This window comes from Rhodococcus sp. I2R, assembly GCF_020889545.1.
GTDB lineage: Bacteria > Actinomycetota > Actinomycetes > Mycobacteriales > Mycobacteriaceae > Rhodococcoides.
The window spans coordinates 11,855-34,391 of the sequence record NZ_JAHUTG010000019.1 but is presented as its reverse complement, the minus strand read 5'-3'; the positions used below and the strand labels follow the sequence as shown (position 1 = coordinate 34,391).

Annotated in this window: 28 protein-coding genes and 1 tRNA gene; 3 read left to right on the top strand and 26 right to left on the bottom strand. The window is 65.3% G+C overall.

All coding sequences use genetic code 11. The features are described 5' to 3' along the window. Positions 1 to 190 precede the first annotated feature (190 nt). The 12 genes from KVY23_RS18420 to KVY23_RS18365 all read right to left on the bottom strand — a co-directional run bounded on the left by KVY23_RS18420 (position 191) and on the right by KVY23_RS18365 (position 6,109). Positions 191 to 382 (bottom strand): hypothetical protein, encoded by a 192-nt coding sequence (locus KVY23_RS18420; RefSeq protein WP_230557730.1) that lies wholly within the window; start codon positions 380 to 382, stop codon positions 191 to 193. Positions 383 to 420: 38 nt separating this feature from the next. Further along, complete coding sequence (locus KVY23_RS18415) at positions 421 to 1,320, bottom strand: major capsid protein (RefSeq protein ID WP_230557729.1); 900 nt, start codon at positions 1,318 to 1,320, stop codon at positions 421 to 423. Between the two features lie 15 nt (positions 1,321 to 1,335). Further along, the gene (locus KVY23_RS18410) at positions 1,336 to 1,710 is read right to left on the bottom strand and encodes a capsid cement protein (RefSeq protein WP_230557728.1); all 375 of its coding nucleotides are present in this window, start codon (positions 1,708 to 1,710) and stop codon (positions 1,336 to 1,338) included. After that, positions 1,707 to 2,099, bottom strand: coding sequence for a helix-turn-helix domain-containing protein (locus KVY23_RS18405; protein ID WP_230557727.1), 393 nt, complete (start codon positions 2,097 to 2,099; stop codon positions 1,707 to 1,709). Before KVY23_RS18405 ends, KVY23_RS18410 begins: the two co-directional genes overlap by 4 nt. Then, positions 2,096 to 2,377: a hypothetical protein gene (locus tag KVY23_RS18400; RefSeq protein ID WP_230557726.1), complete on the bottom strand. Its 282-nt coding sequence runs from the start codon at positions 2,375 to 2,377 to the stop codon at positions 2,096 to 2,098. Before KVY23_RS18400 ends, KVY23_RS18405 begins: the two co-directional genes overlap by 4 nt. Beyond that, on the bottom strand, positions 2,374 to 2,598 hold the full coding sequence (locus KVY23_RS18395; protein WP_230557725.1) for a hypothetical protein: 225 nt from the start codon (positions 2,596 to 2,598) through the stop codon (positions 2,374 to 2,376). Before KVY23_RS18395 ends, KVY23_RS18400 begins: the two co-directional genes overlap by 4 nt. Continuing rightward, the gene (locus KVY23_RS18390; RefSeq protein WP_230557724.1) at positions 2,595 to 2,918 is read right to left on the bottom strand and encodes a WhiB family transcriptional regulator; all 324 of its coding nucleotides are present in this window, start codon (positions 2,916 to 2,918) and stop codon (positions 2,595 to 2,597) included. Before KVY23_RS18390 ends, KVY23_RS18395 begins: the two co-directional genes overlap by 4 nt. Positions 2,919 to 3,269: 351 nt before the next feature. Then, a complete protein-coding gene (locus tag KVY23_RS18385; protein WP_230557723.1) occupies positions 3,270 to 4,565 on the bottom strand; it encodes a DUF3631 domain-containing protein in 1,296 nt (431 codons plus the stop codon). Next, positions 4,562 to 4,936, bottom strand: a complete 375-nt coding sequence (locus tag KVY23_RS18380) for a hypothetical protein (protein ID WP_230557722.1) — start codon at positions 4,934 to 4,936, stop codon at positions 4,562 to 4,564. Before KVY23_RS18380 ends, KVY23_RS18385 begins: the two co-directional genes overlap by 4 nt. A gap of 105 nt (positions 4,937 to 5,041) precedes the next feature. Beyond that, on the bottom strand, positions 5,042 to 5,212 hold the full coding sequence (locus KVY23_RS18375; protein WP_230557721.1) for a hypothetical protein: 171 nt from the start codon (positions 5,210 to 5,212) through the stop codon (positions 5,042 to 5,044). Between the two features lies 1 nt (position 5,213). Then, positions 5,214 to 5,798, bottom strand: a complete 585-nt coding sequence (locus KVY23_RS18370) for a hypothetical protein (RefSeq protein ID WP_230557720.1) — start codon at positions 5,796 to 5,798, stop codon at positions 5,214 to 5,216. Between the two features lie 95 nt (positions 5,799 to 5,893). Continuing rightward, a complete protein-coding gene (locus KVY23_RS18365; protein WP_230557719.1) occupies positions 5,894 to 6,109 on the bottom strand; it encodes a DNA-binding protein in 216 nt (71 codons plus the stop codon). Between the two features lie 110 nt (positions 6,110 to 6,219). Between KVY23_RS18365 and KVY23_RS18360 the strand changes: the two genes are divergently transcribed. Both KVY23_RS18360 and KVY23_RS18355 read left to right on the top strand, forming a co-directional pair. Further along, on the top strand, positions 6,220 to 6,810 hold the full coding sequence (locus tag KVY23_RS18360; RefSeq protein ID WP_230557718.1) for a helix-turn-helix domain-containing protein: 591 nt from the start codon (positions 6,220 to 6,222) through the stop codon (positions 6,808 to 6,810). After that, positions 6,803 to 7,999 (top strand): tyrosine-type recombinase/integrase, encoded by a 1,197-nt coding sequence (locus KVY23_RS18355; RefSeq protein WP_230557717.1) that lies wholly within the window; start codon positions 6,803 to 6,805, stop codon positions 7,997 to 7,999. Before KVY23_RS18360 ends, KVY23_RS18355 begins: the two co-directional genes overlap by 8 nt. An 81-nt stretch (positions 8,000 to 8,080) precedes the next feature. Here KVY23_RS18355 and KVY23_RS18350 read toward each other — a convergent pair. The 7 genes from KVY23_RS18350 to KVY23_RS18320 all read right to left on the bottom strand — a co-directional run bounded on the left by KVY23_RS18350 (position 8,081) and on the right by KVY23_RS18320 (position 14,953). Next, positions 8,081 to 8,153 (bottom strand) — tRNA-Thr (locus KVY23_RS18350). Positions 8,154 to 8,346: 193 nt separating this feature from the next. Continuing rightward, complete coding sequence (locus KVY23_RS18345; RefSeq protein ID WP_230557716.1) at positions 8,347 to 9,534, bottom strand: DNA polymerase III subunit delta'; 1,188 nt, start codon at positions 9,532 to 9,534, stop codon at positions 8,347 to 8,349. A gap of 36 nt (positions 9,535 to 9,570) precedes the next feature. Beyond that, complete coding sequence (locus KVY23_RS18340) at positions 9,571 to 10,071, bottom strand: DUF3558 domain-containing protein (RefSeq protein ID WP_230557715.1); 501 nt, start codon at positions 10,069 to 10,071, stop codon at positions 9,571 to 9,573. A 33-nt stretch (positions 10,072 to 10,104) separates the two neighbouring features. Beyond that, entirely contained in the window at positions 10,105 to 10,656 is a 552-nt protein-coding gene (locus KVY23_RS18335) for a DUF3558 family protein (protein WP_230557714.1), read from the bottom strand. A 135-nt stretch (positions 10,657 to 10,791) separates the two neighbouring features. Next, positions 10,792 to 13,788: a type I DNA topoisomerase gene (gene topA / locus KVY23_RS18330; protein ID WP_230557713.1), complete on the bottom strand. Its 2,997-nt coding sequence runs from the start codon at positions 13,786 to 13,788 to the stop codon at positions 10,792 to 10,794. A gap of 182 nt (positions 13,789 to 13,970) precedes the next feature. Beyond that, a complete protein-coding gene (locus KVY23_RS18325) occupies positions 13,971 to 14,558 on the bottom strand; it encodes a hypothetical protein (protein WP_230557712.1) in 588 nt (195 codons plus the stop codon). 191 nt (positions 14,559 to 14,749) lie between these two features. Beyond that, the gene (locus KVY23_RS18320; protein WP_003946117.1) at positions 14,750 to 14,953 is read right to left on the bottom strand and encodes a cold-shock protein; all 204 of its coding nucleotides are present in this window, start codon (positions 14,951 to 14,953) and stop codon (positions 14,750 to 14,752) included. Between the two features lie 445 nt (positions 14,954 to 15,398). Here KVY23_RS18320 and KVY23_RS18315 point away from each other — a divergent pair, with 445 nt between their 5' ends. Continuing rightward, positions 15,399 to 17,771 (top strand): DEAD/DEAH box helicase, encoded by a 2,373-nt coding sequence (locus KVY23_RS18315; protein WP_230557711.1) that lies wholly within the window; start codon positions 15,399 to 15,401, stop codon positions 17,769 to 17,771. On the opposite strand, the gene KVY23_RS18310 is transcribed toward KVY23_RS18315, so the two are convergent. The 7 genes from KVY23_RS18310 to ssd all read right to left on the bottom strand — a co-directional run bounded on the left by KVY23_RS18310 (position 17,768) and on the right by ssd (position 22,391). Beyond that, a complete protein-coding gene (locus KVY23_RS18310; protein ID WP_206509050.1) occupies positions 17,768 to 18,118 on the bottom strand; it encodes an Rv3654c family TadE-like protein in 351 nt (116 codons plus the stop codon). The genes KVY23_RS18315 and KVY23_RS18310 overlap by 4 nt on opposite strands. Further along, a complete protein-coding gene (locus tag KVY23_RS18305) occupies positions 18,115 to 18,405 on the bottom strand; it encodes a TadE family type IV pilus minor pilin (RefSeq protein WP_230557710.1) in 291 nt (96 codons plus the stop codon). Before KVY23_RS18305 ends, KVY23_RS18310 begins: the two co-directional genes overlap by 4 nt. Positions 18,406 to 18,431: 26 nt before the next feature. Further along, positions 18,432 to 18,635 carry a DUF4244 domain-containing protein gene (locus tag KVY23_RS18300; protein WP_075838454.1) on the bottom strand — a complete coding sequence of 68 codons (204 nt, stop codon included), beginning with the start codon at positions 18,633 to 18,635 and terminating at the stop codon, positions 18,432 to 18,434. A 72-nt stretch (positions 18,636 to 18,707) separates the two neighbouring features. Then, positions 18,708 to 19,280, bottom strand: a complete 573-nt coding sequence (locus KVY23_RS18295) for a type II secretion system F family protein (protein ID WP_230557709.1) — start codon at positions 19,278 to 19,280, stop codon at positions 18,708 to 18,710. After that, positions 19,277 to 20,071, bottom strand: a complete 795-nt coding sequence (locus KVY23_RS18290; RefSeq protein ID WP_230557708.1) for a type II secretion system F family protein — start codon at positions 20,069 to 20,071, stop codon at positions 19,277 to 19,279. The genes KVY23_RS18295 and KVY23_RS18290 overlap by 4 nt, the downstream gene beginning before the upstream one ends. Continuing rightward, the gene (locus KVY23_RS18285; RefSeq protein ID WP_230557707.1) at positions 20,068 to 21,246 is read right to left on the bottom strand and encodes a TadA family conjugal transfer-associated ATPase; all 1,179 of its coding nucleotides are present in this window, start codon (positions 21,244 to 21,246) and stop codon (positions 20,068 to 20,070) included. Before KVY23_RS18285 ends, KVY23_RS18290 begins: the two co-directional genes overlap by 4 nt. After that, entirely contained in the window at positions 21,243 to 22,391 is a 1,149-nt protein-coding gene (gene ssd / locus KVY23_RS18280) for a septum site-determining protein Ssd (RefSeq protein ID WP_230557706.1), read from the bottom strand. The genes KVY23_RS18285 and ssd overlap by 4 nt, the downstream gene beginning before the upstream one ends. Positions 22,392 to 22,537 lie beyond the last annotated feature (146 nt).

The window sequence follows — 22,537 nt, the reverse complement described above, 5'->3', positions numbered from 1 at the left end:
GGATGACGCAACGAAGCCTCTGACCGGTGATCGTGGTGGTCAGAGGCTTCGTTGTGCTCGGCGCTGGATGGATCACTGGGGGCAGAAAGGAGGGCCAGCCCGAAGGCGGCTACTCAGGAACCCTCTAGCCATCCATACGTCCGCTGCCCGGCCCACCCGGGGCCGGCGCGGTGAGCTTGACGCCGAAGTATCAGAGACCGGCGATCCACTCGGCCATGGTGACGTTGTGGGTGCCAGTCGGTGGCCCCTGAGCCCGTGGACCCCGGCCCGCATCTTGTTCAGTCACCGAGTCGCGGTAGATGGCGAACTGTCGGTCGATCGCGGCCATCTCGGCCTCGGGATCGTGGCCCATCCGTTCGGCCAGTTCGGCTCGGGCCTGCATTACGGACCTTCCGTGCGCGACGCCTAGCATCGTGCGCATCATTGCGCGAGCGCCGTGATGCGCTTGACTGCCCTCGGACGGTCGATAGCGAACGCTGGCACCGCGTAGGCCTGCACGATGCGCTTGCGGTTCTCACGCTTGTCGATCACGTCGGTGGTGAGCGGGAACTCGAATCCGACTCGTCCGGCTGCGCCCTTCTTGAGCAGGTAGGCGGTGCCGCCGTCGAGATGGGTGATGGTCGTCATCTTCAGCCCGGCGGAGGAGAGCACTGCGTCGAGTTGGTCGCCGTAGCCGATACGCAGATCGGCCGCCTGCTGCGGCGAGACTGCGAGGGTGTCGTAGACGATGCCGAGGCGTTCCTGGTCGGCGGCGAGCTGTGCATGCACCCAATCCGCCGATGGCCGCAGGGTGTTCGGAGTGATCTGGTCCGCGGGCCCGACGGTCAGAAAGTTCGACCAGTCCGAGGTGCCGACCAGGTTCGATCCGCCCGGTGTCTCGTCGAGTGCTGCGTTGATCGCGGTGAGTGCCCCGAGGTTGAGCTTGCGGGTCAGGGTGTTCGCAAGCTGGCGGAGCTCGGAGTTGACATATCCGACGTTGTTGCGCCTGTAGACCTCGTCTTCGACGTCGAATTTCCCACCCCAGTCGCGAACGAGAGCGAGCCGGGCTTCGGGGTCGACACCGCGGACGTAGGCGTACTCGTCACCGGGGGCGCGTTCGACCACATCGTCGGCGGAGTAGCGATCCTCGGGTCGGGTGACGTTGTAGAGGATGCCGCCTCCGACGACGGGCTCGGGGGAAGGGGTGAAGAAGGTGGACAGGATTTCGTTGCCGTCGATCAGTTCGTCGAGAGCTTGCCTGAGCCACTTCGGGTTCTGCATCAGGAAGCTGACGGTGATCTGTCGGCTCTGCTGGTCGATCTTGGGGAGAAGAATTCCCATGGTGATTTCCGTCCGTCAGGCGATCGAGATCGCGGCGAGTGCGCCTGTGGCGGCGCTGGTGATGGCGTAACCGACGACCTTGCCGGTGGTGGCGGGGATGGCTTTGCCGTCCGCTCCGACCTGGACGTCTGCGAATGCTGCGAGGGCTGCGCCTGCTTCGACGCGGACGACGCGGCTGTTCCCGCGGGCCAGGCCCACCAGTTCGCCGGGGTCGGCGGTGTGCTTCGCGACCCCGGCGACTCGGCCACCGGCGACGGCGTGTCCTACTGTGATCACTCCGCTGACGGCGTCACCCGAGATGGCGACGAATCGGGACGCTGCGACGGGGGTTGCTGCCCGGCCGGTGATGTCGCGGCCGGGGCTGTAGACATCGATCGATGTCGCACTCATGTTGTTTCCCTTCGTTTTTCGGCTCTGTCGTGAACCGCCTCGGCAGGGATCAACCACCGTCCGGCGACACGTTGGCCGGGAAGGCTGCCACGTCTGCACAGTCCGCGTACGTTCTCGGGTGAGCAGTGCAGCAACCTCGCCGCTGTCTCGCTGTCGAGCAGGTTCGTCGTCGACAGTTCCATCTCGGGATCATCGGCGGATTCCGCGCGAGTGCGACCGGAAGCGACTGCGGAACATGACAATTGCTGTTCCAGCTCGAACACCCTCGGCACCGGACGCTGACGCTGGCGATCGAGTGAGGCGATGAGCTGACGTAGAGCCGCGCCGAGGAATGCTGCGTCGTCGAGGTCGAGCAGCACTCCCGCAAACGGGGTGGGCGGCAGGCTCATCGTCCGTCCTCGTCGAGTTCGGCGGCGATGGTCATCGACTCGATCCGCTCGAACCATTCCGTCACCGAGGCGACGTCGGTGGCGCCCTTGTCGATCATCGTGGTCACGAACCGGGTGGCGATCGCGACCAGTGGTGCGGGCAGGTACTCGATCCGCCCGAGGTGTTGGGCTTCGTCGGAGATGCGTCGGTAGGTGTCCTCGTCGCCGAGGAACGCTGCCTTGAGCAATGCCGCAGCACGGTGACTGTCACCCATGGTGGATTCGATATTGTCGGTCATTGCTCTGTCTCCCTTGATGATTCGATGGCGTCGATGATGTCGTCGGCGAGCTTGAGCGCCGCGGTGTGAGTCAGTGTTCGTGTCGAGGGTGTGATGTGGACGAAGGTGTGGTCGGCGGTCACTGCGACGGGTGGACGGTGCAGACGGCAGAGGCGAGAGGTCGCGCGCGTGATCTCGGTGCAGTCGGGGTGGGCACAGGATCGGAGGTTGCGTGCGGTCATGCGGCCGAGTCCGATCTCGGCCGTCCGGGTGGGCGTCGGGCATCCGGCATTCGGCCGGCGAGCACCGCGCCCGATCTCGGCTCGTCGAGCGCCCAATCTCGGCACGCTCCGATTGCCGGGCACTCCCAGCAGAGGCGTACGGCGTCGCGGTGGCGCTGCTCGGTCGTCTCTCGCGCTTCCCCGTCACTGGGCGGGTCGAAGAGGTCGGACGAACCGATGCACGCGGCGTCGTCGAGCCGTGGAGTGCGCGCCAGGACGATCGTCAGTACCTCCTCCAGAGGCGAGAACACCGGGGGCGGGGCGGGCTTGCGTTTGCTCATCGAGACTCCGATCGGAAGAGATGCGGACGACACTGGATGCACGGGATGGGGCGGCCGTCGAGGTCTTCGCCGAGCCACCCTCGACGGCACCTCGGGTCGTGATGTGGAGGGGTCGATTCGGCCTCGACTTCGTCCCCGGTCCGGTCCTTCATCTGCCCTCCCCGCCTAATTCATCCGGTAGGTCCGGTAGAAGCGGTAGGCCGCAGGTCAGAGGGGGTATCGATCCGGTAGGACGTGCGGTAGGCGATTTTGAGATCCGGTAGGACCTACCGTTTCGCCTACCGCTTGAAAAGTGCCCTGACCTGCGGCCTACCGGACATACCGGACCTACCGCTTGATGTAGAGGGTGGGTCACGCCGACTCCTGGTTTCGGGGTGATTTCGGGGCCGTCAGGTATCGCTCGAATGCAGGTTTCAGACCCCCGGACGAAGCGTCTCCCGCGGCCGATTTCTCACCGGCAAGGCTGTACCCGCGAACCTTGCCGACCCCGGGTGTCCAGATCTGATGCGGGCGCACTCCGTATGGCTTGAGCTTCACCGCGAGCTGACGGACGGTCAGTGGTTTGCCGAAGAATTCCGCCCACTCCGATTCGGGCAACTGAATCAGATCTTTCAAGAGCGTGGGGGTCGACATGTGGTCGACACCTTGAGTCTCGAACACCCCACGAATGTCATCCAGCAGACGCATCGCGATCGACGGGTCGTCGCCTCGACGGTCGAGTACGAAGTGACGGCACGCTGCACGCGCGGTGTCCGGCCAATGCCCTCCCGCTCGGTCAGCGATGTAGATCAGCGCCTCCCACAGCTCGGCCGCACGGTCGGTCACACCGGCCGGGAGTGCGACCCGGTGATCGTCGAACATCGGGCCGATGCGCGAGACCCAGGCGCCGAGATTGGACACCACCGGTGCGATCTCGGCGCGGGCCGCGCGTGAGCGGAAGTCGCCGACAACTTCACCGGGTGCCCGGCGTTGCATGTCGATCAGGATCGAGCGGGTCTGCAAGGTGCCGGGAAGTCGCCCCGAGAGGCCCGCCATCGCAACCGGGGCATAGACACGGAACTCACGAACCATCATCTTCGCGCCGTCGCCCTCGCACCGGTCCACCGTCGCACCACGCCGATATCCGGAGTTGTAGAGGGCCCGGAGATCCTCGGACCCTGGACTGGCGTTGCGAGACCAGACAGCGTCGAACTCGTCCTGCAGGATCGTGATCGGGTGATCGCCAGAACCCTCGATCCGCCGGTACAGCGCAGCGGTGGAGGTATTCATGGTCATGCGAGGCTCGAACGCAGTGATCTCCAGAAGCTCGAGACCGCGAGTCTTGCCCGATCCCGGCTCGGGTGACTGGAACACCAGGCGCGGTGTGACGTCGACGTGCTCGGTCATGTAGGTGTGCGCAGCCCACAGCGCCATCGTCGGAGCACAGTGTGTCGACGGCAGCGCCATGTAATGCGCGTAGAACGCGGTGATGTCGTCGAGAGCACCACTGCCTGTAAAGGACTCGCCGGTCTCCTCGTTGCGCATGGGCTCGGTGGTGGCCCACTCCTTCTTGATGGGCCGACCGCCCCGCGTGCGTTGCCTGGTGCGGGCCTTGTCCTTCTCTGCTCGTCGTGCGGCCAGATCAAGCGGCGTCGGTGTCGTGGTCATACTGCTGCCCGCCTCCTTTTCTCTGCGTTGCGCCGCGTACGACGTTCGATTTCCTGTTGATCACGCCTACCCTTTTCGTAGCCTGTCTCGTATCCGTATGCACCCCAGTTCATTTCGGCTGCCACTCGCTCCACTGCTTCGCTGTAGGCGATGCGCTCGTTCGGACCGCGTTCGGCGGCCCAAGCCGCTTCGAGTGCCAGCACTGCGATGGCGGCCCACTTGGTTCGATCGGGGGCGTTGTGCCAGTCCTCGGTGCCTGCGATCGGCAGTGCGGTCAGGTGTCCGTCGCCACGGTCGCGGGTCTCGATGATCATCGGAGCGACGAACTCCAAGATCGAGGACAGGTCGGGCGGGTCGTTCAGTTCGGACACGGCGTCCTCCGAGGATCAAGACGATGCAGTCGACGGCGATGTAGGTTGCGCATACGGCGGCCACCACGACGCCGAGACTGAGATCGGTCGGGATGGTCATCTCGATCACCACGGTTCCGTGCTGCGAGTTGCGGCGGAGACGGCCTCGGTGAGAGCCGCCCATTCGTTCGCGTCGAGCTGGATCGACAGGCCGGTGTCCCACCGGATGGTCGTGTACTCACCCAGGTGGCTGATGACGGGTGTGGGGTAGTCGGCGTGGACCGTGAACATCGGCATGTCAGGCCACCTCCGACTTGCTCTCGATGGCCACCGCGCGACTGGCCTCCTGCAGGAGCTGAGCGGCGAACGCTAGAGCCTCGCGGGGCAGGAACGCGACGTCGGCACCGCAGTTGATCGCAAGATAGGGCTGCGTGATTTGGCCGGAGTTGTTCTCCTGCCAGAACGTTGAGGCGTAGACCTCTTTCTTGTCGGGACCGACATGCATACTCGGTGTGCCGACGGTGCCTGCTGATCGATGCCACTCGCCGATGAATGCGTCGTCCTGGCGTTCGATCTCTCCGAACCCATCGGTCAACACTGTGTAGTCCGAATAGATCTCGATGACGGTCTGGACCGCGTCGTCGATGTTCCTGGGCAAGAGCGTCAGATCATGGAAGGACTGTCCGCCCTCTTGGTCCGCACAGTCGATGATGATGTTCGGTTCCTCGGTGAACGTATCTTCACCGTCGTGGCCGTCGTAGCGGAGCACCTGAGCGACGAATGCGCCTCTGGCGACCTCGGCGAGCACGGTGTCCTTCCCGTCATTCGGTTCGAGCTGGGCGAGCGCTTCGGCGCTGCTGGGCGTGTTGGGTACGATGGACATATCAACTGCTCCGTTCGTGAGGGTTCGGGTGTTGGTTTCGGTCCCGGTCGGTGCTCCAACACCGGCCGGGATTTTTGCTGTGCGGGGCTTCGTCATCAGGCAGCGCCCGAAGTGACTGGACGCTCGATTCCTAGAAGGTCGAGGAGCCCTGCTGTCGGCACGACGTAACGCGACCCGACGCGGATTACGCGGACTGGAAACTCTCCCTTCTTTGCCTGCGCGTAGCCGCTGCTAGGGCTGATTCCGAGCGCCCTGCACGAGGTTGGAATGTCTGTGCTCGCACCGAGCGCGAGCAGTTCGTCGGGTGACATTGGACTCTCCTGACTGAATTGATGTCATATTCACTGCACTCCTGGCTGGAATAGATGCAACGCTACACACCAACTGGATTTAAGGCAAGACACCGGATAATGTGACTGAAATGACGACATGGGCTAGCGAGACCACGGCACGCATCGGCGACCAGATACGGAGCCACCGTCGAGGGCGGTCGGCGATGTGGCTTGCGGAACGCACGGCCGAGCTTGGACATCCGATCTCACGCACCGCGATATCCGAGTACGAGACGGGGAAGCGCAAGGCCATCCCAGTGACCGACCTGATCGTCATCGGAGCGGCCCTGGAGGTTCCCCCTCTGCAACTCCTCTACCCGATGCCGCCGAGCACTGAAGTGGCGTACCTGCCAGGCATGGAAGAACTGAGTATTGTTGCAGCGCTTACATTCTCGGGAGAACTGTCGACGGTGGACAAGACTGGCCGAGCTGGACTTGTGATGCAGCTCGCGCGTCGCTGGCACGAGCTGCACCGGGAAGTCGTCGGCCTGAAAGCTCAGTCCGAGCGCGTCAAAGCAAGCCCAGACCTGCTGTCTGACGACGAGATGGAGAACTTGCTTCCTGGGCAATCATTGGCCAACCGGATTCGGCGTGCCGACGAGGAACGCACCGAAGTGTGGGTCGCCATCTCACGGCTCATTCCCGAACCCACAGCAGGGAAGAGTGGCCCTGATGCCTAGGCCACCTCTCGAACTCGGTACTTGGGGCAAGATCACCCGAACCGAGCTGAAGGACGGCGGCGGCAAGTCGACGGGCGTCTGGGTCGCGCGCACACGGTACCGGGACTACGACGGTGTTACCCGACAGGTGAAAGCGAACGGCCGCAGTGGCGCGAAAGCCGAAGCAGCATTGAAGGTTTCACTTCGAGACCGACAACGATCCCAGGGCGGCAACGGCCTCACTGGCAAATCGACCGTGGGCGAATTGCTGGCGCTGTGGATCACCACGCCACCCCCGCGGGGTGTGCGGTCGCCGCAGACTCTCTCGGGGTACCAGCGCTGTATCGACAAAATCATCGCGCCGGGTCTGAGCAAAGTGCGCCTGCATGAAGCCACCACCGGCCGGATCGAAACGTTCCTGCGAGCCGTACGAACGGACTCGGGGAAGCGAGATGCGCGCGGAATTCTCAGTCAGGCATTCGCACTCGCCGCACGACTTGATGCAGTCGACTACAACCCGGTAGCTGATACCAGCCGTGCGCCGACTTCGAGCAACCCTGCGCGAGCGCTGACTATTGCGGACGTGCACGAGCTGCGCCGCAGAGTGCTCGCATGGCAGGACCGTGACTTGGGGGACGGCACGAAGCGATTCGGCCCGGAGCGTGCCCACGATCTGGCCGAGATCATCGACGTGATGATCGGCACCGGGACGCGGATCGGCGAATGCCTCGCGCTGAGATGGCAGGACATCGACGGCCTGAACGGCAGCGGCCCGGTCGTCGTCACTGTCACGGGCACACTTGTCGAACTAGCCGGCACCGGAGTGTTCCGCCAGGATCATCCGAAGACGGCAAGCGGTCGCCGGACTGTGACCATTCCCGGCTTTTCAGCCGATGCCCTGAGAAGGCAGCGTGACCGCGGTATCCCGTCGTCCGAGGGTCTGGTGTTCCCGTCGCGGCTCGGTACCCCTCGGTGGCCGGGAAACGTGCGGACGTCGTGGCGTCAGGTGCGAGGCGAGGACTATTCGTGGGTCAAACCGCACTCGTTTCGCAAGACGGTCGGCACGATGGTCGAGCGCGAGCTGGGCCTGTCGGCTGCGTCCGCACAGTTGGGTCACTCGGGTAGCGCGGTGACAGAGAAGCACTACATTCAGCGTGCGAACATGGCTCCAGACGTCAGTAGCGTGCTCGACAAGCTCGCTCCCCGGTGAATCCGTGCCGTAAACGTGCCCTGGAACCAGAAACGGCAGGCTCAGCGACACTGGAATGTGCCTCTGACCTGCCATTACTTGAGCCGCCTAAGAGAATCGAACTCTTGACCTTTTCATTACGAGTGAAATGCTCTACCGACTGAGCTAAGGCGGCGTGCCTTACGGCGTTGGTGAGTCTAACGGAGCACCCCACCGAAACGAAAATCGCCCACCCTCGGGCTCACGGGGCAGTGGCCAGTGGCCAACCCCAGTGGCCAACCCCATCGGCCAACCCCATCGGCATCAATGGGCCATCGCAACGGCTAGACAGCTACAAGGGCACATTCATGCCAGGAGGCCGACCCCAGTCAGCGCAACGCCGCGCCCAGCTGGGCCACCATCGCGTAGACCGCGAACTTCGGTTTCGAGTTCAGTGCCAGCGCCTCGCGGCATTCGAGGATGGCCTCGATGCTCTTGAGCAACGCCTCGGGTGAGGCGCCCTTGGCCATCCGCTCGATCTGCTCCGACATATCCGGGTGGTTCAGCACTGCGGTGGAGCCGTAAGACCGCGTCAGGGCGTCGCGATACAGTCCGGCCAGGTCGATCAACGCTCGGTCGAACGAATCTCGAACGTTTCTCGTCCGCCGCGACTTCTGCCGGGCCTCGAGCTCCTTGATCACTCCAGCCGATCCGCGCAGCGCACCGGCCGCCCCTTTGCCGGTCCCGCCCGCTCCGAGCGCGGTGCGCAGTTCTTCCATTTCGACACCGTCGAGTGCGGCGCTGATCTCGGCGGCTTCGGTCTCCGCTGCCTTGACCATCTCCTCGGCTGCCAGATACGCCCGGTTGGGGCGTGCCGCCGCCGACGCCAACCCGAGCGCGCGGGTGCGCCGAGCCCGAGCGTCTGCATCGGTCGCCAACCTGCGCGCACGTCCCACGTGGCCACCACTGATCGACGCGGCCCACTGCGCAGTCTCGGCGTCCAGCTGATCCCGCGTCTGCAGTACCTGTGCGATAGCGGACGCCGTGGGCGTGATGAGATGGACGTGGCGACAGCGCGAGCGAAGCGTCACCGACATGTCCTCGGGATCGGTGGATGGCGCGCACAGCAACATCACGGTCCGCTCCGGCGGCTCCTCGACAACTTTCAACAGCGCGTTCGCCGCGGCCTCGCTGAGCCGGTCCGCATCCTCGATGACCACGATCTGCCAACGTCCCGTACTCGGTCGGCGCGCCGCGATCTGCACGATCTCGCGCATCTCCTTGACACTGATACTCAGTCCCTGCGGGATGATGCGTCGAACATCGCCGTGCGTGCCTGCCATCGTCGTGGTGCACGCATGACACTCACCGCAGCCCGGAGATCCCGCCGACGTGCACTGCAAAGCAGCTGCGAAACACAGCGCAGCGATCGATCGTCCCGATCCGGGCGGGCCGGTGAACAGCCAGGCATGTGTCATCGCCGACCCCGGATCACCGGTGCGGGCGCCGACGGCAGCACCGGTCAGCTCTGACTCGACGTCCTCTTGGTCGATCAGTCGGTCGAATACTCCAGCCATGGGTGGCAGCCTAGTCGGCGGGTCCGACTCGAAGCCTTAGCGAGGTGGCGGAAAGTAGGGTGCTATCGCCTCGAAAACAGTCAACAAGGATTCGCGCTCGTCGGCCAGCGATGCATCACCGGCTCGGGTGATGTAGACCATGAATGCACCCCTCTCCGTCATGGTCTGAGTCATGTACATGTCGCCGTCGAGGACGAAAAGATACGTCGTGTAGTCCTCGAACGGCAACATTTCGATGTCGGAGACTTCAGTTCTCGAGGCCGGATCCTCGATGAACGTGACGTCCTCGACGAGAAGAATTCCGAGCGCAAAGATGCCACTCGCCCATACACAGCCAGACGAATCGGGCACTTCGTTGGGCTGTACACCGGTCAGGTCGAGCTCTTCCAACAAGTCTGCAGTCAAGTCACATGGGTCGAAGTCCGTGGGCATCGATTCCGACGAGGCCGGCGTAGACACGTCGGATTCCTCGGATACCGCGGTGGCGGTCCCGCGCATGTCCGCGGAGCAACCGGTCGCTGCAACCAGAGCTGCCATTGCGACACCGAAAACTGCCTTCGAGGCGCACATCTACGCAACCCCCAGCATCGACCTGGTGCCGACCTCCAACTCGAAACAACGCGAGTCGAATTCACTCTCGACCATTACGAATTGCACAGATTGACCGTCGATCTCGGCCACCGTGACGCACGAGGCTCCGTCGATCACATACCGATAGACCGTCTGTCCATGCGACTCGAACTCGCCCAGACCGGTAACACCAGGGACAGTCGCGAGCGCTTCTCGATTCACATCGATGCCGAAGGCGGAGAACCACTGGTCCTCACCGGACCAGAGACATCCTTCGCCGTCCGCGACACTCGTTCGGGTCTCCGGATCCACGCCGAAGAAGATCTCCAGCTTGAAGTCTTCGATAGCACAGGGATCGAACCCGGATGGCCGTGTCGCCGGCGTCGACGGAAGAGGTCGAGACGTCGAAAACGAGGGTGCGGTCGAGGGCGTCTGACTCCTGGTCACCCCTTGGCCCTGCCACTTGTCCTCGCCGACGGCCGTGCCCGCTACCGTTTGGGCGCATCCCGTCAGCGCCAGCACACACAGGGCGATTGCCAGTTTCTTTCCCACACGAACTTGGACGCACGCGGACCCTCGTCGGTTCCACCGCCTTCGGCTATTGGTTGCCAGACAACATGAATGGACCATTGCAACGGTTAGACAGTTGCAATGGTCCATTCATGCCGAAGGAAGGAGGGGGGAACGCTACTCAGCCGGCGGGGTCTTCTTCGCTGCAGCCTTCTTCGCCGGAGCCTTCTTTGCGGGTGTCTTCTTTGCTGCGGTCTTCTTCGCGGCCGCCTTCTTGACCGGCGCCTTCTTGGTGGCGGTCTTGGTGACGGTGGCCTTCTTCGTAGCCGCCTTCTTCGTCGCCTTCTTCTTCACCGGGCCGCGAGCACGCCGGTCCGCCAACAGTTCCGACGCCCGATCATCGGTGATGGTCTCGACCTCGTCGTCCTTGCGCAGGCTGGCATTGGTTTCACCGTCGGTGACGTACGGACCGAAACGGCCGTCCTTGATCACCATCGGCTTCTCGCTGACCGGGTCGTTGCCCAGCTCGCGCAGCGGCGGCTTCGCCTCACCCTGACGCCCACGACGTTTCGGTTCCGAATAGATCTTCAGCGCCTCTTCGAGCGTGACCGTGAACAGCTGCTCCTCGTCCGTCAACGAGCGAGAGTCGGTGCCCTTCTTCAGATACGGGCCGTAGCGGCCGTTCTGAGCGGTGATCTCCTCTTTCGACTCGGGGTCGACGCCGACGACGCGCGGCAGCGAGAGCAGCTTCAGCGCATCCTCGAGGGTGATGGTGGCCAGGTCCATCGACTTGAGCAACGAACCGGTGCGAGGTTTGGGGCCGGTGGCCTTCTTCGCCGCCTTCTTGGCCGGGGCTTTCTTCGCAGCGACCTTCTTCACGGCCGTCTTGGTGCTGCCGCCCTCGTCACCGCCACCGTCCTGGGCAACCGGGACGATGTCCGGCTCCGGAGGTGTCGGTTCCGGCTCGGGCTCCGGCAGGATCTCGGTGACGTACGGACCGAAGCGGCCTTCCTTGGCAACGATCTCGTGACCGGTGAGTGGATCGGCGCCGAGCTTGCGTCCCTCCTGCGGGGTCGCGAAAAGCTTCTCGGCGAAGTCGATGGTCAGCTCGTCGGGCGGCAGATCGTCGGGCAGATTTGCCCGCTGGGAAACCAGATCACCGTCGGGATCGTCGTCGTTGCGGATCATGCGTTCGAGGTACGGGCCGTAACGGCCGACCCGAACATGGATCTCGCGTCCCTCGGAGTCGTCGAACAAGCGGATCGAGTTGATGGTCCGCGCGTCGATGTCCTCGAGGTTGGTGCCCACCATCTTCTTCAGACCACCCGAGCGTGCCACCGAGCCCTCGGCTCCGGTGTCGCCGCCGAAGTAGAAGTTCTGCAGCCAGTTGCCGCGTCGCTCGCGGCCACCGGCGATGGCGTCGAGATCGTCCTCCATGCCAGCGGTGAAGTCGAAGTCCACGAGCCGACCGAAGTGCCCTTCGAGAAGCGCGATGACCGAGAACGCGACCCAGGATGGCACGAGGGCGCTGCCGCGCTTGTAGACGTAACCGCGGTCGAGGATGGTCTTGATGATCGACGAATACGTCGACGGTCGGCCGATACCCAACTCTTCGAGGGTCTTGATCAGCGAGGCTTCGGTGTAACGCGCCGGCGGATTGGTGTTGTGGCCGTCTGGATCGAGCTTCGTCGCGGTGACGGCAGCACCGGCCTTCAGCGCAGGCAGGCGCGACTCGGCGTCGTCGGACTGGCCACCGGCTTCGTCGTCGACACTCTCGACGTAAGCCTTGAGGAAGCCGGCGAAGGTGATCGTTCGGCCGGATGCAGAGAACGTGCAGTCCTCGCCCGTTCCGGCTGTGCCGGTGATGCGCAGCGTCAGCGTCGTACCACGCACGTCCGCCATCTGGGAGGCGACGGTTCGCTGCCAGATGAGCTCGTAGAGGCGGTACTCGTCGGTCTGCAGAGCGGAATGCAGCTGACCAGGAGTTTGGAAGACGTCACCCGCGGGCCTGATCGCCTCGTGTGCTTCCTGCGCGTTCTTGACCTTGCGCGTGTACTGCCTCGGGGTGGCGTGCACGTACTCGGCACCGTAGAGCTCGGTTGCCTGCGACCGCGCTGCGGCGATGGCCGACTCCGACAGCGTCGTGGAGTCGGTACGCATGTAGGTGATGTAGCCGTTTTCGTACAGGCGCTGCGCCACGCGCATCGTGCGCTCCGAGCTGAACCGCAGCTTGCGGCCGGCTTCCTGCTGCAGCGTCGAGGTCATGAACGGCGGGTACGGCTTGCGGGTGTACGGCTTGTCCTCCGCCGAGGCGACCGTCAGATCGACGCCCTCCAGCGCCTCCGCGAGCCGACGCGCACGCGGCTCGTCGATGACGGTCACACCGTCGGATTTCAGTTTGCCGTCGGCACCGAAATCACGACCACTGGCCACCCGGGCGCCCTCGACGTTGACCAGACGCGCACCGAAGCTCCGCGGCGTCGCCTCCGCACCGGCATCGAGAGTGGCCGAGATATCCCAGTACTCCGCGCTCCGGAATGCCATGCGGTCGCGCTCACGCTGGACCACGATCCTGGTGGCGACGGACTGGACGCGGCCCGCCGACAGCTTCGGCATGACCTTCTTCCACAGCACCGGGCTGACCTCGTACCCGTACAGGCGGTCGAGGATACGACGGGTTTCCTGTGCGTCGACGAGGTCCTGGTCCAGTTCACGGGTGTCGGCCGCGGCCGCGAGGATCGCAGGCTTGGTGATCTCGTGAAAGACCATCCGGCGAACGGGGATCTTTGGGTTCAGGGTTTCGAGGAGGTGCCAGGCAATTGCCTCGCCCTCACGGTCAGGGTCAGTGGCGAGATAGAGCTCGTCGGCGTCCTTGAGCAGACTCTTGAGCTCGGCGACCTTGCCCTTCTTTTCCGGGGAGACGACGTAGAGCGCCTCGAAATCGTGGTCGACGTCGACACCGAGCCGCGCCCATGGCTCACCCTTGTACTTGGCCGGCACGTCGGCCGCGCCGCGCGGCAGGTCACGAATGTGACCGACCGAGGCCTCCACCACGTAGTTGCTGCCCAGGTAAGGCGCGATCTTCTTCGCCTTCGTCGGAGACTCGACGATGACAAGACGGCGTGGTTCGGCTCCGCCGGTGGTGTCCCCCGTGCCGTTCTTCCGTGTTGCCACCTTGCTGCCGAACCTTCCGTCGTTACGTTTCCCGGTTGCCACTGTTTTCTCGACGCCACGTGTGCTTCGACGCCACGGGCCGTGGCTGCTTCTTACCGGCCGGAACCGACATTTTTACCGGTCCGCCTGGTAACAGAGTGGCATACGTCGTCAAAATAGTTACAGATCAGTTGTTCGCTGTCCTACCTGGCGCTCGGCCAATTGGTACGCGCGTCCTCGTTTTCGGGGGGCTGCCCGACGTTCTCCACCAGCCGCAACATCCTGCGCCGGCCGGTGATGCGCAGTCCCGGCATCGCCCCCCTCGTGCCGATGAGCGTGGGCGCGATCCCGGCCCGCATCAGCGCCTGCGCGAGTGGTGCGTGAGTGTCGGGTGCTTGCGGGTCCAGCCCGAGAACGTACCGTTCGCCCTCTGCCTCGGAGCGGCCTGCTGCGAGAACCCACGCGCGCAGTTCACGCGCACCTGGCACCCACCCCGGCGGCATGGCCTTGACCGCACCCTTGGTCCACTGGGACGCCAGCGCGGACAGCTCGGGCACCGAGGCCGTCCGCACGAGCGGGTGGTCCTCCTCGGACCGGCCGATCTCCGCGTCGAGCCCGCATTGAACGATCAGATCCGCGATGGCTTCGGCGCGCCACTCGCGATCGACGACAACCGAGATCCGAGCGCCGGCAGCCGAGGAAGCCACCTGCCCGGTGGACGCCAGCAGTCCACTCAAGTCGGTCACCGAGGGCGGCAACGACTCGGCCGAGAAAAAGGACAGCTGGTTCACATTGTGGACAGTAGGACATCGACACCGAATCTGGACGAGTACGACGTCCGTGTCGAAGCACCTGCATTGCGGCCGCCCCCACTGCCGGTGCCCCGGATACGACTCATCCCCCTCCACGCCCGAGCGGAACTCGACCGTGAGAGGGGGATGAGGTGTATCGATTGGCCCCACCGGGTGGTGGGGGATGCCGATCAGACCGCGCGAACTCCGGTTGCCTGGGGACCCTTGGTGCCCTGGCCGACCTCGAACTCGACGCGCTGGTTCTCCTCGAGGGTGCGGAAACCGTTGCCCTGAATCTCGGAGTAGTGAACGAAAACGTCAGCGGAGCCGTCTTCTGGTGCGATGAATCCAAAGCCCTTTTCGGCGTTGAACCACTTCACAGTTCCCTGTGCCATGCTTTTCCTTCTCTTTCTAACACCGGATGCGGTGGACAGCACTTACAGTCCACCGGGCCGGTTCCGACCGTTGTACTTCCTGAATTCCCCCTCAGGCGGAACCCCTGACACGGCAACGACGCCGAGCCGAGACCCCTTCAGGAAACGCTCCAAAAGCACACCGCTCGCAACATAAGATCCTGCGAGCGTATACACGAACACAGAAGCTGCGACCAGCTCAAGTCAACCATGACTCGGGCGTTTCCAACAGTCGAAATGGGTAGTTTTCGCACATTTAGTTGATCTTGGCCCTCGCGCCACCGACCAACTGCCCCGATACCGGGTTCCACCAGGGCCTATACCCGGCCGGTGCCGCGGCGCGCATAGCCGCCCGATAGCATGAAAACCGCAGGTCGCGGGCCTGGGCCCGGTGCGTGCAACATCAAGCAGAACGTGGAGTGCAGTAGTGACCCAACCTGATCCACCGAACACGGGTCAACGGAGCTACGGACGTGCACTGCTCGACCGCGTCCTCGCCGGCACCCCTTCCGGAGAGCAACCGCTGACACACGTCGCCGAACTACCGGCACGCGAGGCACAATTCGACGACTGGCCGAGCTGGGTGATACCGGAACTGACCACGGTTCTGACCGCGCGGGGCATCGCCAGACCCTGGAGCCACCAAGCCCGCGCAGCGACACTTGCCAACGACGGTCATCACGTTGTCCTGTCAACCGGCACGGCCTCGGGAAAGTCACTGGGATACCAGATGCCGATTCTGTCGACCCTACTGAGCGATCCTCGGGCGAGCGCCCTCTACCTGGCCCCGACCAAGGCGCTCGGTGCGGATCAACTCCGCAGCATCATTTCCATCACCGACGAGTTGCGTGAGGAGGCACCGCAACTCGCCGAGGTGTTTCCGAGCGCCTACGACGGAGATACCCCGATCGAGGTCCGTCAGTGGGCGCGTGCGAACGCCCGCTGGATCTTCACCAATCCCGACATGATCCACATCGGCATCCTGGGCGCACACGAGCGTTGGGCACGTTTTCTCCGAAACCTTCGCTTCGTGGTCGTCGACGAATGCCATTACTACCGCGGCGTGTTCGGCTCGAACGTCGCACTGATACTCCGGCGACTGCGACGCATCTGCGCACGCTACGGAGCGTCCCCGACCTTCGTGCTCGCGAGCGCGACGACATCGGCCCCGGGAGCTGCCGCCTCGAGACTCGTCGGCGCACCGTGCACCGAGGTGACCGAGGACGGCTCGCCACACGGACCGCGCACCGTCGCACTGTGGGAACCGCCGCTGCTGAAGGAGATCACCGGCGAGAACGGCGCGCCCGTGCGTCGATCGGCCGGAGCGGAGGCCTCGAGGATCATGGCCGATCTCATGGTCGAGGGGGCGCGCACATTGACTTTCGTGCGCTCGCGACGCGGCGCCGAGGTGACCGCCCTCGGCACGCAGCGGCTGCTCGCCGAGGTCGATCGCGGCTTGCCGGGACGTGTCGCCGCCTACCGCGCCGGGTATCTCGCCGAGGATCGTCGGGCGCTGGAGGCGAATCTGTCCGACGGCACCCTCCTCGGCGTCGCGACGACCAATGCCCTCGAGCTGGGCGTCGATATCGCTGGTCTCGACGCCGTGGTGGTCGCGGGCTTCCCCGGCACGGTCTCCTCGTTCTGGCAGCAAGCCGGGCGGTCGGGCAGGCGCGGCGAGGGATCGCTCGTCACCCTCGTCGCCCGGGACGACCCACTCGACACCTACCTCGTCCATCATCCGGCCGCCCTCCTCGACAAGCCCATCGAAGCAACCGTCACCGACCCGACCAATCCGTACCTGTTGGCTCCGCAGCTGCTCTGTGCTGCAGCAGAATTGCCGATCACCTTCGCCGAGGCAGACGAGCTGGAGGCCGAGGCAGTGCTGTCGACTCTCGCTGCAGACGGTCTGCTGCGCCGCAGGCCACACGGATGGTTCATCACACCGGAAGGCCAGAAGTACGCCCCGCACGCGTCGGTGAACATCCGCGGCGGAACCGGCACCCAGGTGGCTATCGTCGACGGTGAATCCGGGCGAATGCTCGGGACCGTCGACTCCGGGAAAGCCCCCGCCACAGTTCATCCCGGTGCCGTCCACATCCATCAGGGTGAATCGTTCGTGGTCGACGAACTCGACCTGGAGGACGGGCTTGCGCTCGTACACCCCGAACACCCCGACTGGAACACCTCCGCCCGCGAAACCACCGACATCGCCATCACGGCAGTGCATTCCGAGCGCACGCTCGGAGAGGTGCGCATCGCGCTCGTTCAGGTGAACGTGACGCATCAAGTCATCGGCTACCTCCGCCGGCTGCATTCCGGGGAAATCCTCGACTCGGTCGAACTCGATATGCCCGAACAAACACTCGACACGCGGGCCGTGATGTACACCATCACACCGGAACTGCTCATCGACAACGGAATCGAACCCGAACGTTTCCCCGGCTCGCTGCACGCCGCCGAACACGCCGCGATCGGGCTCCTCCCGCTCGTCGCGACGTGCGACCGCTGGGACATCGGTGGGGTGTCTACGGCGCTGCACCCCGACACCGGGCTCCCGACGGTGTTCGTCTACGACGGATACGACGGCGGTGCAGGTTTCGCCGATCGAGGCCACCGCGCGATCGCAGAATGGCTGGAAGCGACCAAGGACGCGATCTCCTCGTGCGAATGCCCCACCGGTTGCCCGTCCTGCGTGCAATCACCCAAGTGCGGCAACGGCAACGACCCGCTCGACAAAGCCGGAGCCGTCGCCGTCCTGCAGATCGTGCTGGACGCATACGGGAAGCGGCGTCGCGGCTAGCCAACAGGACCGGCCCGGGCAGCGGCCACGGCGTCGCGCAACCCGAACCGGCCCAGCGGCAACGTGATCGTCACCTCCACCACCACATCCCAGTCCTCGACGACACACGAGGTCATCACCCCGCGCATCCGCTCGACGATGACCCCACCTGCCGCACACGCATCGGCAACACCTCGATCCAACGCACCGGCCGCAGCCAACGCCGACAAATCCGCCGCAGACTGCGCCCGATGCCGAGCGCTCACCGCCGATCCGACGTGCACCACCGCGATCACCACAACCAACAACGCGGCCAGCGCACACGCCGCCAACACCGTCACCCCACCGTCATCACCACGCGCCCTCATTCGAGGGCACCAGGTTCGAGCGCTGCCACCGCCTCACCACCCACCCGCAACCCCGGCAACAGCGTCCGTGCCTCGACGCGAGCGACAACGAACCCGCCCTGCTCCGTCACGGTCAACACCGCACCATCAGGGACGAGCAACGCCGACACCTCGTCACCGCGCGCAGTCGATCTCGCCGCTTCCCGAGCCGCATCGACACAGCGAACATGAGTCGAGACCGCAATGATCGCGCCGATACACATCACGACCACCGCGACGATGGACGCGATCGCGATCGCCGCCTCCACCGTCGCCACCCCGTCGTCGGCGTGGGCTAGACGGCTGTATTGAGCGCACGGTCGATGATCCCCGTCAACGCATCCACAATCGAACCCCCCGTCACCACCGTGTACAACACCGCCCCGAACGCCGCAGCAGCGATCGTCCCGATCGCATACTCGGCGGTCGACATTCCGTCGTCCTCCGTCGCGGCCAGAATCAATCGGGCTTTGGTCTGCTCGATGATGTTGTTGCTCATGGCTGTCCCCCTTTTCGATGTCCGGGACGGCGGCCCCGTCCCGGAATTCCTGGGGCGGGGCATCGGCTGTGATCACAGCAGTCCCCCGCCGAGTACGTTGCCCGCCAGTCCGATCACCACGGGCACGATCCCGAGGCAGACGAAGGCCGGCAGAAAGCACAGGCCCAGTGGCCCACTGATGAGCACGCCAGCCCGTTCGGCGGCCGCCGCAGCAGCATCCTCGGCGCTCGCACGCTCGGCCTCGGCGAGTTCGGCTACCGCATCGGCCAGTGAGGCTCCGGATCTGGCCGATCGTCGCGCCATACGTGCCAGCGGCTCGATCTCGGGTAGGGCGGCCACCGGCGCCCAGGACACTTCCGGGTCGGCGCCGAGACTCAGCAGGTCGGCGGTGGTGCGCAGCGCCGTTGCCGCGGCATCCGGCGCTATTGTCGACACTGCGTGCGCTGCCGTTCCGGTCGGTAGTCCACCGCGCAGTGCAGCAGCCATGGTGTCGAACAGTGTCGCCACGGCATGCGGGTCGTGCACCGGCACGATTGTCGGCGGCATCGTGGTCGGTCGCTCCCGGTCCAGCCGGTGCAGTGCCCCCGGTCGAGCAGGCAGAAGTATCAGGGCCACCGCGAGTAGCGCTGCAGCAGAGGAGATCATCGGCACACCCGCTCGGTGATGGCATCGGTCCACAACAATCCTGCGCAGCCCAGGCCCGAACCCAGCACGAGAAGAATCCCGCCGACACCGCCGCCCAGCAGAACATCGATCGGTGACGCCCCCATGGCTTGCCCCAGAAGCACACCGAGGACGGGCAGCCCAGCCAGCACGGTCCCGGTTGCGCGTGCACCCGCCAGCGACGCCTCGGTGCGGTCGCGGAAGCGATTGCGAGCCAGCAGATCACCGCGTGCAGCGCCGAGCAGACCCACCAGCGCGAGACCATTTTCGTCGGCGACGCGCCAGGCGCCGGAGAGGATCGTCAGTTCCCGCGACACGGCCGAGTCTGCTGCCGGCAGACCTTCGTGAGCTGTACCCCCGAGCCGAGCACGACCCGAAGCGCGCCGAAACGACAACGCAACGGACCCGGTGCATTCGGCGGCCGCTGTTCCGCAGGCGATCGCGGGGTGAGCGCCCACGCGTAGTTCACCGATGACGGTTTCGAGTCCGGCGATCAGTGACTCGGACTCCCTGCGTCGCTCGCGCCGAAAACCTCTACCTCGACGCCGTTTCCATACGGTCGCGGCCACGATCGAGGCTGCGGCGACGAAATGCACACCTCCGGTCTGCAGGGCGAGCACCAGTGCGACGACCACGCCAGCCGCGATCATCACCACCCGAGACCGACGGTCGACCGATCTCGACACCTCGGGCCGCAACACGGCCACCCGTGCCCTGGGCCGCGGGCTGACGAGCAACGCCATCGCGCACAGCAACACGCCCACCGCAGTCACGACAGCTCACCTCGCTCGGCCAGAAGTCGATCCAGTCGAGCCCGGCCGGGCCACGCCGTCCCGATGATGCTCCACGCCTGCATGATCGAGACCCGGCCCGCTTCGTCGGCCGTCACCACCGCGATCTCCCGCAGTCTCCTGCGTCCGTCGGCCCCGCGGTGCACGTGGAGCACCACCTGCAAGGCCGCACTCAGCTGACTGTGCAAGGCCGCGCGATCCATTCCCCCCAGAGCTGCAAGCGCTTCCAACCGCGCAGGCACCTCGGCGGGCGAGTTCGCGTGAATGGTCCCGGCCCCGCCGTCGTGCCCGGTGTTGAGTGCGGTGAGCAAGTCGACCACCTCGGCGCCGCGTACTTCCCCGACCACCAGTCGATCCGGCCGCATCCGCAGGGCCTGCCGGACCAGCTGCCGAACCGTCACCTCTCCGACGCCTTCGATGTTGGGCGCGCGGGCGACCATACGCACCACGTGCGGGTGCGACGGCGCCAACTCGGCCGCATCCTCGACGCAGACGATGCGTTCGGTGCGGCTCACCTCCCCTAGCAATGCCGCCAACAGTGTTGTCTTTCCCGCGCCCGTGCCGCCGACGACCAGGAAGGCAAGGCGTGCAGCCACGATTGCGCGGAGCAGTAGCAACGCCTCTGGTTCGATGGCGCCGCGCTCGGCCAGTGCGCCGAGCCCCTGGGTGGTGGGTCGCAGGACCCGCAAAGACAGGCAGGTGCCACCCCGGGCGACAGGGGCGAGCACAGCGTGTAGCCGCACACCGAACGTGCCGTCGCCGACACCGGGAAGCTGGCCGTCGACCCATGGCTGCGCGTCGTCGAGCCGTCTGCCCGCCGAGAGTGCCAGACGTTGACACAGCCGACGCACAGCTGCCTCGTCGGCGAATCGGATCGAGGCCCGCTCGAGGCCACTGCCCCGGTCCACCCACACCTCGTCGGGCGCGGTGACGAGAACATCGGCGACAGAGGGATCGCTCAACAGCGGTTCCAGCGGTCCAGCGCCGGTCAACTCGGTCTGAAGCACTCGCAAGGCAGCGAGCAGGTCGGTATCGCTCAGGACGCCACCGGCTTCGATGCGGATCGCCGCGGCAACCATCGTCGGTGTCGGGTCGTCCGCGGATTGAGCCAGCCGGTCGCGAACACGGTCCAGCAGATCCGCGGTGACGACGCTCATGCGGCACGCCCGGTCTGCGGTTTGCGGGCGAACGTGTCGAGGACGGCTCGGGCGGCTGCCGCGAGCGGTGAACGCCTGGGCAGCGCAAGACCACCGCGCTCGATTCGGACGGCGAGCCCGGGCTCAGGACGCATGCTTGCCAGCAGCGGCAACTGCAGGGCGTCGGCGATCTCGGCACCGGTGAGGCCACCGGGAGCGGGCCCCCTGACCACCAGCCCGACGTTGGAGTTGCGGGTGGTGATGTAGCCGGCGAGGTTCTCCGCGGCCGCGACTGCTCCGAGCTCGGCTCGTACGACGAGTACGACGAGGTCGGCAGCGTCGTGAAAGACCTCGGTCCGAGGACCGACGAGCCGGGGAACGTCGCACACGACCAAGTCGCCTGCGCGTCGTCCTGCCTCGATGACCGCAGCGCTTGCCACAGGATCGGCCCCTCCCGACGCGCCGGGCCGGACCCGGCCGGCGGAGAGGACGGCGAGCGAGCCCCTCGACGGCAGAGCGTTGTGCAACGAGTCGGCGGAAATGCGACCGGCTTCGATGACGAGGCCCGGCCAGCGCAGTCCGGGATCGTCCTCCCAACCGAGTACGAGATCCATCCCCCCGCCGAATTCGTCGCCGTCGACGAGCAGGGTGCGGGCATCGGACGCGGCGGACACAAGCGCGAGGGCCGCCGACAGAATCGATGCCCCCGCGCCTCCCCTGGCGCCGACGACCGCGATGCAACCGCCGTGGCGGTGCGCGTCGTGGTAGCTCGTCCCGAGGAGACGAACCAGTTCACCTTCGTCGCGTGGGAGCTCGAGCACATGTGCAGCACCGACGGCGGTGGCCGTGCGCCAGTGTTCGACGCCTGCCTCACCGCGAGCGAGCACGGCCACGTTTTCGCGGCGGGGTAGGCGCAGCGCCGGAATGTGCTGTGCGGTCTGGGAGTCGAGGAGCACGACGGCGGCGTTGTCCCAGTCGAGACGGGTCATGGCGATGGCACCCCCTGCGGCCTGAACAGCCGAATCATTACCGACTGGTAAGTTCCGTTCCTGCACAACGCAATCGGTCGCGGCGGCCACCCGGAGCGCATCCTGACGCAGCACCGGATCTGCAACGAGCAGCAGGCACGGGCGGCTTGCGATGACATCGGGTGTGTCGAAATCCATGACTGGAAGAATGTCGCCGAATCCGCTCACAGGAAACAACGTTCGACGAGATGTGGATAGTTTGCCGCCCTGTGGATGAATTACTGGACGGCGGTACCACAAACAGGTTTGCCCGAAAAAGAGGACGACCCTCGCCAGGGGGGGAG